Source organism: bacterium (assembly GCA_020444065.1).
In the GTDB taxonomy this organism is placed as follows: Bacteria; Sumerlaeota; Sumerlaeia; order SLMS01; family JAHLLQ01; genus JAHLLQ01.
The window spans coordinates 162,520-174,259 of record JAHLLQ010000006.1; the positions used below are offsets into that span (position 1 = coordinate 162,520).

At 59.8% G+C, this 11,740-nt stretch carries 8 protein-coding genes and 1 pseudogene; 5 read left to right on the forward strand and 4 right to left on the reverse strand.

All coding sequences use genetic code 11. From position 1 onward, the window contains the following. Nucleotides 1–62: 62 nt before the first annotated feature. Entirely contained in the window at nt 63–1,943 is a 1,881-nt protein-coding gene (gene rpoD / locus KQI84_15020; GenBank protein ID MCB2156187.1) for an RNA polymerase sigma factor RpoD, read from the reverse strand. 515 nt (nt 1,944–2,458) lie between these two features. Here rpoD and KQI84_15025 point away from each other — a divergent pair. Beyond that, on the forward strand, nt 2,459–2,905 hold the full coding sequence (locus KQI84_15025; GenBank protein MCB2156188.1) for a hypothetical protein: 447 nt from the start codon (nt 2,459–2,461) through the stop codon (nt 2,903–2,905). A gap of 47 nt (nt 2,906–2,952) precedes the next feature. Here the strand turns inward: KQI84_15025 and KQI84_15030 are convergent, their stop codons facing one another. Together KQI84_15030 and KQI84_15035 are read right to left on the reverse strand one after the other, a co-directional pair. Further along, a complete protein-coding gene (locus tag KQI84_15030) occupies nt 2,953–4,374 on the reverse strand; it encodes a sigma 54-interacting transcriptional regulator (GenBank protein MCB2156189.1) in 1,422 nt (473 codons plus the stop codon). Between the two features lie 207 nt (nt 4,375–4,581). Beyond that, on the reverse strand, nt 4,582–5,103 hold the full coding sequence (locus KQI84_15035) for a YkgJ family cysteine cluster protein (protein ID MCB2156190.1): 522 nt from the start codon (nt 5,101–5,103) through the stop codon (nt 4,582–4,584). A gap of 106 nt (nt 5,104–5,209) precedes the next feature. Here KQI84_15035 and KQI84_15040 point away from each other — a divergent pair, with 106 nt between their 5' ends. Then, nucleotides 5,210–6,268 (forward strand): DnaJ domain-containing protein, encoded by a 1,059-nt coding sequence (locus tag KQI84_15040; protein ID MCB2156191.1) that lies wholly within the window; start codon nt 5,210–5,212, stop codon nt 6,266–6,268. A gap of 91 nt (nt 6,269–6,359) precedes the next feature. After that, entirely contained in the window at nt 6,360–8,597 is a 2,238-nt protein-coding gene (locus KQI84_15045; protein MCB2156192.1) for a heavy metal translocating P-type ATPase, read from the forward strand. A 68-nt stretch (nt 8,598–8,665) separates the two neighbouring features. Here KQI84_15045 and KQI84_15050 read toward each other — a convergent pair whose 3' ends face one another. Next, nucleotides 8,666–9,877 carry a hypothetical protein gene (locus tag KQI84_15050; GenBank protein ID MCB2156193.1) on the reverse strand — a complete coding sequence of 404 codons (1,212 nt, stop codon included), beginning with the start codon at nt 9,875–9,877 and terminating at the stop codon, nt 8,666–8,668. Nucleotides 9,878–10,164: 287 nt separating this feature from the next. Between KQI84_15050 and KQI84_15055 the strand changes: the two are divergent. Continuing rightward, nucleotides 10,165–10,581: pseudogene (locus KQI84_15055) on the forward strand (GxxExxY protein). Between the two features lie 74 nt (nt 10,582–10,655). Then, a complete protein-coding gene (locus KQI84_15060; GenBank protein ID MCB2156194.1) occupies nt 10,656–11,729 on the forward strand; it encodes a YchF family ATPase in 1,074 nt (357 codons plus the stop codon). Nucleotides 11,730–11,740: the final 11 nt, after the last annotated feature.

Sequence of the window (11,740 nt, forward strand, 5' to 3'; positions counted from 1 at the left end):
TGAACAACGGCCCCGGAGCAGATCGCTCCGGGGCTGGTCAGTTTCAGGTTTGTTGGGGTTCGCTATTCCATGAACTCGATGAGCTGCTTGCGGCGGCTCGGGTGGCGCAGTTTGTTGAGCGCCTTTGTCTCAATCTGACGCACGCGCTCGCGCGTGACGTTGAAGATCGTGCCGACCTCCTCGAGCGTACGCGGGAAGTCGCTGCCGCCAATACCGAAGCGCAGGCGAAGGACCTTCTGCTCGCGCTCGGTCAGGGTCGAGAGCACCTCTTCGATCTTTTCCTGCATCAGCTTGTAGGCGGTGGCCGTCACGGGGGACTGGGCATCCTCGTCCGGGATGAAGTCTCCGAAATGGCTGTCGCCGTCCTCGCCGATAGGCGTTTCGAGACTGATGGGCTGCATGGCAATCTTGAAGACCCGGCGGATCTTCTCGACCGGCATTCCCATCTTCTCTGCGATCTCATCCGGGGTCGGTTCGCGACCAAGTTCCTGGACCAGGAAGCGCTGCACGCGCGAGAGCTTGTTGATCGTCTCGATCATGTGGACCGGGATACGGATCGTGCGGGCCTGGTCGGCGATCGCACGAGTCACCGCCTGGCGAATCCACCAAGTGGCGTAGGTCGAGAACTTGTAGCCGCGCTGATACTCGAACTTGTCGACGGCACGCATCAGGCCGATGTTGCCTTCCTGGATCAAATCCAGGAACTGCAGGCCGCGGTTCGTGTACTTCTTTGCGATGGAGACGACGAGGCGAAGGTTGGCCTCGACGACTTTCATCTTGGCTTCGTGAGCCTGCTTCTCGCCGCTGCGAATGCGGTCGACGATCTGGCTCAGTTCCTCGTACTTGTTTCCGCTTTCCTTCTCGAGGCGCTTGATATTGCGCTGCGCCATGCGGAGGCGCTTGTCCAGGCGGATGAACTCGTCGAGCGTCTTGCCGTGCTTGTCGAACAGCTCCTTGGCTTCGGGGCTGTTCTTCTTCGTCTTGCGGACAACGCGGCGCAGCTCGTCTTCGCTCATCATGGCTTCGAGGATCGTCCGGCGGATGTCCTCATGGGCCTTATGAATCTGCGCGTAAATGTCCTTCACGCGCTGGGCGATTTCTTCGACGATCGAGAAGTTCAAATCGACCTTCAGCAGCAGGGCGTAGATTTCTTCGCGACGCTGCTCAACGTCGACCTGAGCCTCTTCGCGCTCTTTGCCATCGAACGTCGGGTCTTCCAGCAGGTCGAGCTGGTCGGCAACGACTTCGAAGTGATCGAGTACGGATTTCAGGTTGTCGAGGATGAGCTTGATCATCCGGGCGCGCTCTTCCGGATCGCTCTCATCGACGTTTGCGCGCAGAATATCGTTCAGATTGAACTGGCCGACTTCGATCTTGGAGTAAATGCGGCCCAGTTCCTGGGAAGTAATCGTGGCTCGGGAGATGGCGCCGGTGATTTCGTGCCGGCCCTTCTCGATGGCCTTGGCCAGATGGACTTCTTCCTCGCGGGTCAGCAGAGGAACCTTGCCCATCTCCATGAGGTAGAGGCGAACCGGATCGTCGATGCGCTGGTTATCGGCCTGAGCGCTTGCGTCGCGGCCGGTGCCTTTCGACTTGGTCGCCTTCCGTGTCGACGTCGAGGCCGCCTTGCGAGCCGATGTCGACTTCGTGGCTTTGCTCTTCGTCGCAGTCTTGCGTGTCGTCGTCTTGCGAGTCTTGGAGCTCTTCGCCGCCTTCTTTGGTTTTTGCTCGGCTTCGCTCTCCTCGACGCTGTCGTAGACCTCGATATCCAGGTCCTCGAGTTCATCGAGCAGTTTTGCCATGTCCTGAGCGGTGTAATCGGCGGGAAGCTCTTCGTTGATCTCCTCGTAGGTGAGATGTCCACGCTGCTTGCCGGTTTCGATCAGGCGGGTGAGTCCCGCTGTCAGCTCCGACTTTTTTTTCTTCTTGGTCCGCGTAGGCATATTGTGTCGTCTGACTCCTGGGGAGAGGGTTTGGGGTGCGTTGGTGGTGTCTCTTGGATTGATCCTGCGGTGGTTCGAGTGGAGTCTGTGGTGGCCTGAGGGGTGAGGAGATCGGAAATCGTCCGAGGCGGTATCAGGGCGCACAGCTCCCCCATTATAGATTCCGGCAGCAATTTCCGGACCGCCCGGACCGGATCGGTCGAATCGCTGTCAAGAAAAAAGACTCCGTCCCTGCAAGAAGTGTTTGTCTGAGCCTTGCGGAATCCTGATAAAACAACACTTGCCAACTTGGACCGTTCTACTGTTAGAATGCTGGTTTGTTTCCGTCTCTCTCGCAAGTCCGCCTTTCCCAAACAGGCTTCATCCACAGTTCTGCGCATTTTCGACACTCTTCCCGTTGCATTCGTGAAACGTGCCGGTTCAAATCCACCTATCGGTGGAGATGCCCCAAGTTCAGGAATTCGAGTCAATCAGGCACTGCTCGAAACCGCCGATGCAGAGGAAGGAACACCCTGATGAGTTCCCCACACCCCCCGCGCGATCCGAAGCAGCTCCTGGTGGAAATGGACGCCCGGATCAAGGTCCGCGACATCCGCGAATGGGAGAAGCTGAAGCACCAGGTTTCGATCAAATGGTGGGAATCCGGCCTCCTGTTGCTCCTCTTCCTCAGTGGCCTCGGGATCCTCGTGACCATCGCGAAGCTGGTTCCGCGCGATAATGGGTTGCTGTACGCGTTCATTCTTGTCTGGTTCGGACTATTCGTCCTCGCCGTGATTGCGTGCCTCGAGTTCCTGGTTCTGAAGTTTCGCGCCCTGCGCCGGATGCAGACCGAGATGAATCGGCATCTCCTCGATCAGGAGAAGGCGATGAAGGCGATACGCGATTATCTGGAAGCGCGTGAGGAGTTTCTGTCCTCATCCAGCGAAGAAGAGCCTGAAGCAGAAAGCGGCCAGACCACTTAGGTCCGACCGCCTCTTTCATTCCGCAAAAAGTTGGGTCTTTCGCTTACCTAGCTTTGCGTCTTTTCCTGTTCTTCGCGTTCCCGCTCTGCGGCGGCGCGCTCTTCGAGGAGACGCTCGATCATCTTTGTGTCTTCCTCACTGATATTGTCGGTCACGCTCGCCTGCAATTGCTCGCCAAGTTTCGGGAAGGACTTGCTGACGCGTTGGATGATCCCATCAATCTCGCGCAGGTTGTCGGCGACTTCTTCGGTCTCCGCAATGATGTCGCCATCCTGCATGAGCTCATTGGTATCTTCACCTGCAAGCAGGAAACGACGATAGATATCGCGCACGGTGACGACCGCATCGGCTTCGCGCCGGTTCAGCAACGCGACCTGGCGGCGCAGCGCCATGATGGAATCGATGCCGCGATCCAGCTCGGCCTCAAGCGCATCGGGCAGCATCTCGAGGATGTTCTCGCCGGACATGGAGAACTGATCCGACGATTCTGCCTTCTCGCCGGCAATCGGTCCAGCCATTTGACGCGCAAGAATCTGCGACTGAGCATTGAGGCGCCGCGCCAGGGTGACGAGGCGCTGCAAACGCTGGGCGCGCTCTTCCTGCTCTTCCTCTGAGAGGGGCTCGCCGATCAGGCCTGTCGGCGCTGCTTCCTTCTTCGGAGCCTCGGCGACGGGTCGGACGGGAACTGGTGGCTCAACGCGCGGAAGGCGAACTTCGCGGGCTTCCTCGATAAGATCCGGCGGCAGGAGTCCGAGGAATTCTTCGGGGAGATCATCGAGCGAGATCAGTTCAGCCTTGGCGTTGAGGGCCGCCTCGGCCGTGACCAGCAAAAGGTCTTCCGAGTTGCCCGGCCATCTCCACTGACGGAACAGCGCGAGAACCTGGGCGTCTGCGCCGCGGGCGTTGCTGCGGCCGGTCTCTCGAGCACGCGCCGTCGCATAGCGGACCAACGCGGGAATATCCTCGGGACGTTCGCGAATCGGTGGAATGTTTACGTGATGTCCGCCAAGCAGTTCGCGCAGCTCGGGCAGAATCCCGCGCCCGCCGGGCGAATGCAGTTCGGGCTCGTGCGATGTCAGGACAATGCGCACATCGGCCTTGATTCGACGACCGAGCGTCGGGTCTTCGTAGCCGCGATCATTGACCAACTCCAGCAGCAGATACTGCAGATCGATCGGGAACTCGCGCTGTAGATTGATCACCAGCGTTCCATCGGCCGCCGTCCGCAGGTGGTCGCCCATGTTGGAAGGCAGCTTCCAGGTGATCGAGATTTTCGCAATTGGACGACTGGCCCGGTGACTGTGGTGATGGAGCAGTTTGGCGGCAAAGGACTTCTCTGTCCCCGTCTCGCCAGTGATCAGGACCGGCAAGTCGTCGTCGGCAAAGCTCTGGATCTGCTGATTGATCTCCGCCAGGGCGGCGGAGATGCCAGGAAGGAGTTGTGGAAGGTGCGCCTGGGAGACTGACACAATGTGCCTTTCGTCCAATCGGTGAAGCGATCTCGTTGCTCGCGGCGACCGGCCGGGCCGCAGTCGATGCGATGAAAACCGGCGCAGCGGATATGCCGCAAGCAGGATTCCCCAAAATCCCTTCTATGTCATTGAGGATACGGGCGAGGCGGTCAAGTCCAACCCTGATTTCCGAGGATTTAAGTCACGAGCAGGCGGGGAAGCGGGCTACTCCTTGACGTGCAGCTTCTTCTTCAGCTCCTCGCGCTTAGCGGGGTCGATGTCCTCCTGGTCCAGCAGGTCCGCCAGTTTGGCCGCGTTCGGGGCCACCGGGAAGTAGCCGCACTTTGGCAGGAACTCGGGGCTCGCATCGAACAGGAGTGCCCGTGGGTAGTCTCGACACATGCCCGGTCTGGAATGGTACGAATCGCAACGACGCGTCTTCGTATCAAAATGGGTGCATTTGAAGACAAAAGCGTTCTGCCGCGGCAGTTCGGACGTCAATTCAAAGCCGTTGACGCGCTTGTGCCAAGCCAGCATCAGGCGCCTGATCACCCGCGATCGGAAGTAGATCGGGTTTGTCTGAACAACCGGCGATTCACAGCATTGGGCGCACTTCTCACACGCTCCGCCGAGCCGATAGACGGATTTCCCCTGCAGTCGCCACAGAAAGCGCGTGGCGCTCAAGTCGATCGTGAAGCAAACCAGAGCGATTCGCTTGACGATAGTTCTGATGGGCCCGTCCTTCATTTGATCCTTCCGTCGTGGCTGCGCGTTACGGTCCTTGACGACTGCCACAGAGGCAAAAAGAATATGCGCGGACAGGAGATGATCTCAAGGGGTACGCGGCGGTTCCATGCAAATCCTGTACGTCAGTTCATCGGATTTGATCCGGGCGCCGATGGCGCGTGTGCTGAGCATGAAGCTGGCCGCGGAGATGAACGCGATCGGCTCGAGCTTCGAAAGCGCCGGCCTGGACGTGGAAAACGCTGCTCCTCCCCCGCTGCCGGTCATCCAGTTTCTCCGCAGCAACCGATTGAACATCTCGAAACATCGCAGCAAGCCGGTGGATAGCCCGATTCTGCGTCGCACGGATCTGATCGTCTGCATGACGCACGATCTCGCCAAGCGCGCCCGCTCGGTCGTTGGTGCAGAGCACGAGGGCAAGATCGTGATTCTGAACGAGGCGGTCGGATTTGGCCGAACGCCGCGTGAAAAGGATATCCAAGAGCCGGAGATTCTCGAGTACGGCCCGCTGCTGAGTCTATATAGCCAGTTGAAGGCCTCTGTCGGCAGGCTCTGCCGAATACTGAGCGAGGCAGACGTCACGCCGGCCGACTTTGGTGCTGTCGAGACGGACACGATGCCGGAGCATTTCCTCGACGATCCGCATCTGCGGCATTTCCTGGCGCATTACATCCATGAGTTCATCGAACGCGCCTTCGAGCCGCCGGCAGTGAAGCAAATCCAGGAAGCCCTGGAGGCCATGGGGCGTCCGCTTTCGCGCCTTGATGTGGAGGAACTGCTGCGCACCGATCTTCGTGGGCAAGTGAAGCGCACGCACGATGGATGCTGGGAAATCGATGCGACAGCCGCTCGGGAAAAGGAAGAGCAGGCCCGTAAGGAGCGCGAGCAGAAGAAGGCAGAAGAAGCGCGCCGTGCCCGGGAGAAGGCCGAGCGCGAGAAGGCCGCCCAGGAACAGGCCAACATGAGTATCGACGAGGCGCTCGATATCCTCTCGGTCACGATGCAGACGCCGCGCGAACAGGCTCAGAACACGTATCGTAAGCTGCTGATGCGGTACCACCCCGACAAGTTCCACGATGACGAAGACTTCCGCAAGATGGCCGAGTCGAAAACCAAGCGCGTCAACATCGCGTGGGGGATGCTGAAGGATCGCCTGCCGGCGGGTTGATATTCCCGGCACGGATTGGGCTTCAGCAATCGACCAGCGATTCGATCGCCGCGGAACGGCTCGGATCGTACTCCCTGACCGGTTGAGCGCAATGAATCAGGCTGCATTTCGAATACTGGGAATGGACTGCGCAGAGGAAATCGCCGCGCTGAAGGCTGAACTGAGCCCCATGGATGGCGTGGGCGAGCTGTCGTTCGACTTGTTGTCTGCGAAAATGACCGTAGAATTCGATCCTGCCTCGACGAATCTAGAGGCCTTGGCTGCCGCCGTCAAACGCACAGGCATGACTGCAAAGCCATGGACCGAGAAGGGGGCGGACGAAGAGACGGCCTTTTGGGAGCGCCGGGGGCGCTCGGTCATGACTACGGCGAGCGGAGCTGCCACGGCGGCCGGCTTTGTGATTCACGCGGCGATCGGAGGCTTCCCTGCTGCCTTTGGTTGGGGAGAAACCGACGGCCCCATGCCAATCGCCCCGGTGATTCTTTACAGCCTGGCGATCATCACGGGCGGCTGGTTTGTCTTCCCGAAAGCGGCGGCATCCGCGCGCCGCCTTCGCCCCGACATGAATCTACTGATGACTGTTGCTGTGATCGGCGCCGTGGTTCTCGGTGACTGGTTCGAAGCGGCAACCGTGGCATTCCTGTTCGCCTTATCGCTGCTTCTTGAATCATGGAGTGTCGGCCGCGCGCGCCGGGCGATCGGTACATTGATGGCGCTGGCTCCGCCAAAGGCGCGCATCATCTGTCCGCACGACGGCGACGAAGAGATGGTCGATGTCGACCGCGTCGCCGTAGGCACGACCGTGATCGTGCGCCCAGGTGAGAAGTTCCCGCTCGATGGACAGATTCTAAAGGGCGACACGACGGTCAACGAAGCCCCGATCACGGGCGAATCAGTCCCGGTCGAGAAGGCGATAGGCGCGAACGTTTACGCCGGAACAATCAACGGTTCGGGCGCGATTGAATTCGAATCGACGAAGGAAGCAGAAGAAACAACACTGTCGCGCATCATTCATATGGTGCGCGATGCACAGAGCAAGCGCTCCCCCACTGAGCAGTGGGTCGACAAGTTCGCCCGCGTCTACACGCCGGCAGTGATGGCTATGGCGGCACTGATCGCGGTCGTCCCGCCGCTTCTGCTCGGCGAGCCGTGGGACGAGTGGTTCTACCAGGCACTTGTTCTTCTGGTGATCGCGTGCCCCTGCGCGCTCGTGATTTCGACGCCGGTCAGCATTGTCGCCGCGCTGGCAAGTGCCGCTCGCCAGGGGGTTCTCGTGAAGGGTGGCTTGTACCTTGAGCTCCCATCGCGCCTGAAGGCGCTCGCGCTCGACAAGACGGGAACACTGACGATTGGCAAGTCGCAGGTTCGCAAGGTCGTTCCTCTCAATGGACACACAGAGGAAGAGTTGATCGAGATTGCGGCATCGTTGGAAGCGCGTTCCGAGCATCCGCTGGCGCAGGCCATCGTGCAGCACGCGCGTGAAAAGGGACTGCAGTTCGAGGCCGCCGAAGACTATCAGGCGTTGAAAGGCCGTGGCGCGCGTGCCCGGCGAAACGGCCGAGAATTCTGGATCGGGTCGCATCGGCTGCTGTCGGAAAGCGTTCACGAAACGCCCGAGTTGCGTGCCCAGTTTGAAGAACTCGCGTCGGTCGGCAACAGCGTGGTCGTGCTCGGGAACGAAGAGCATGTTTGCGGTCTGATCGCGCTCGCGGATGCGGTGCGACCAGAGGCGCATGAGACCATTCACGCTCTCCACCACGCAGGCATTCGCAAAGTCGTCATGCTGACAGGCGATAATGAACCGACGGCTCGCGCCATTGCCGCGGAATCCGGCATCGACGATGTCCGGGCTGAACTGCTGCCCGAGGACAAACTGACTGCCATCGAGGAATTGGTCGCCGAGCACGGCGCCGTCGCCATGGTAGGCGATGGAGTCAACGACGCACCGGCCATGGCACGCGCAAGTCTGGGCATCGCGATGGGTGCCGTCGGGACGGACGTCGCCCTCGAAACCGCGGACATCGCACTAATGAAAGACGATCTCTCACGCTTGCCGTGGTTAGTGAAGCACTCGCGCCGCACCCTGGGGATTATTCACCAGAACATCGTCTTCTCACTTGTCGTGAAAGGCGCATTCGTCGTCGCGACGTTGCTGGGCATCGCAACACTGTGGGCTGCGATTGCAGCAGACATGGGCGTTTCATTGCTTGTCGTGATGAATGCGCTGCGATTGCTGGGCGAACGCCCGGACAGCGCTGAAGGTGGCGCGGACATCATGGTTGGAGAGGCCTGCGGTTGCTGCGGGGACGATGAGAAGTGCTCCGCCTGAACTAAAAAGAAATCCGCGGACAGGGGACCATCCCCCGCCCGCGGGCGTAACTCGATACTCTCTGCGATTCAGTCCAGTACATCATCCGCCGCTTCGACTTCTGCCGGATCCGGAAGCGGATCTTTGTAGTTCGTCGCGGTCGCGAAAATGTCGTCCACCCATGGGCGATAAACTTCGGTGACCATGTCCTTCGAGCGAACGAGCACGGAGGCTTCGTTGTTCTTCTCCAGAGCCTCGAAGCTCCAGTTCGTCGAACCAACGACGACCGTGTCGTTGTCGATCAGCAGCATTTTCGCGTGTGTCGTTCGACCCGGATCGTCGCGATAGACCTCGATGCCAGCGGCATCCAGCCGATTCGCGAACTCCATCTCGGAGTCGTCCCACTCGATTTGTTGCGTGCTGGTCCAGCTAAGATCCATGCACACCCGAACGCGAACGCCGCGCTTCTTGGCGGCAACCAGTTCTTCAAGCAGCAGGTTTGTCTCCGAGGGCTTCATCGCCGGACGGCCGGGGACTTCGCCGTAAACACTGTTATACCACTTCGCGTAATTCTGCACGACGTCGATGCTCTTCTGCGCCTCGCGAATGGCGTGGGCCAGGCGGACATAGTACCAGCGATTGTTCAGATACTCGATGTCGGCGGCGGGATAGGTTGCCATGTCAACGTCGGCAGGCGATACGGCCTCGGCCAGCGGAGCGAGGTCGGTGCCCTCGGGAACGAACGGAGCCGCATCGGCCACGCGCTTCGCGAAGTACTGGTAGTACTCGCGGCCCGCTTCCTTCGACCACAGAATCACGCCGACCTCGTTGTTCAGCACCAGTGAGTAGTGCTTCCAGTTTGCAGAGGCGACAACAACCGCGTCGCGGTCGACGATGATGACCTTCTGGTGGCTCGTGATCTCGTCCGGGTCCAGGTAGACCATCGCACCGGCCTGAGCCAGTCGCTTGGCCACGCGCATGTTCGGAATGTCGTGCCGTCCCGCGGCCCAGAAGGAGGAGCGATCAATCACGGCGGTGACCTCGACGCCGCGCTCTGCGGCATGGATCAGGGCTTCGACCAGCGCATTGGACGGACTGTCCGGGTAGTTGAGGTAGTACTCGGCCTCGTAAAGACAGATGTTCACCGAATGCTTCGCGCCGTCGATCAGCTTTACAACGCCCGGAAAGTACTCGCGGCTGTTGATCGGCGTGACCTTGCCGTCTTCAGCCCGCGCTGAGGTGCCCAGGAGAACTGCCACAGCCACCAGGATCAATGTCGACTTCCAAAAACGATTCACCATGTCTGCTCCCACAATGATCGGAATCCCCCCGCGCCCATCTGCCCGGGGCTGAATCAGCAGAGTAGCCTAGATGGGCGATGGTGCGATGGCAAGAGAGAGTTGGGGGGAGGCATCCGCAGATTTCGCAGATTGCGCAGATTGGGAAAGAGAGAGTGCCAAGGATCTGGGATTTCGAGCGAAAGAATATTGAATCTGCGTAATCATTCTAATCTGCGGATAACATCAACTGCACTTGCCCACTGACTGTTGGAGTACAAAATCAGCATTAGGCCATGAGGAGAAGGAATATGACCGCGTCCCACAATTCCTCTGAGAAGCGTGATCCGGAGACTTATGCCATCATCGGAGCGGCGATGGAGGTGCATAAGGTCCTGGGGCGCGGGTTCCTTGAGCCAGTTTAGCAGGAAGCCCTCGCGATCGAATTCGAGTCGCGCGGCATCACGTTCCGGCGCGAGGTGGCGCTGCCCGTCACGCACAAGGATGTTCCTCTGAAGACGAGCTACCGGGCGGACTTCATCTGCTTCGATTCAGTCATTGTGGAGTTGAAGGCTTTGTCGAAGCTCACCGGAACGGAGACAGCTCAATTGCTCAATTACCTGAAGGCCACTGGCATCGAGCGTGGACTCCTGCTGAATTTCGGGGCCGCGAGTCTTGAGCGCAAGCGCCACGTCATGACCGCGACGGTATCCCCGCCCCAGCGTTAACTCGCCTTGCACTCCAGGCCCGTTCCCCGTTTCAGTCTCGGGCGCGTGATTTTTGAAAGGACCTTCTCCGGACTATGGATATCGGACTGATCGGGCTGCCTGGCAGTGGAAAAACAACGGTTTTCAATGCTTTGACGGGACAGAGCGCCTCCACGGCGCCGTCCGGCAAGCTCGAAGCGAACCAGGCAATCGTCAAGGTGCCCGACGAGCGGGTGGATCGGCTGGCGGAGCTGTACGAGCCAAAAAAGGTCACTCATGCGACGGTGAAGTACGTCGATCTGGTCGGTCTCCAGGTGCAGGAGGGCTCCGGTCTTCCGACGGCCGCGCTGACCTTGCTGGGCCAGACGGAGATGCTGGTCGTTATCCTGCGTGGATTCGATGGTGGCTTGGGTGCTCCCGATCCGGCGTCTGAGGCTGAAGCTCTCGAACTAGAAATGACGATCAGCGATCTGCAGAAGGTCGAGAACCGCCTGCCGAAGATGGAAAAGCAGATCATGCGCGTGGCGGGCGCAGAGAAGGATCGGCTGCGCGCCGAGCAGTCTGCGCTCGAAAAGGCTCAAGGACCACTCGAAGCCGGGCAGCCGCTGCGAGAGTTGGAATTCACGTCGGAGGAACTGCTCGCGATCCGCGGGTTCCAGTTCCTGACGCTGAAGCCAACGCTCTATCTCGTGAACACGGAATCGGTGGAGGCTGCCGCGGATCCGGCAGCACTGGCACCCCTTTCCGAGCGCGCCGGGCGTCCTCACACGATGGTCGACGCGCTGGCGGGCAAGATCGAGGAGGAGATTGCGCAATTGGATGCCGAGGAGCGCGAAATCTTCATGGGCGAGTACGGCATCGAGCGTCCCGGCAGCGAGCGCATCATCCGCCGCTCGTACGAGTTGCTCGGCCTGATGTCTTTCCTGACCGGTGGCAAGGACGAGGTTCGCGCTTGGACGATTCGTCGCGGATCGCCCGCTCCGGAAGCTGCCGGCGCGATTCACTCCGACATCCAGCAGGGCTTCATCCGCGCCGAGGTCGTGAAGTACGAAGACCTGATGAATCGCGGATCAATGAAGGCCTGTCGCGATCACGGGGAACTGCGCACGGAAGGCAAAGCCTACGTCGTGCAGGACGGCGACGTCATCGAGTTTCTGTTTAACAAGTAAAACCTAAGCTG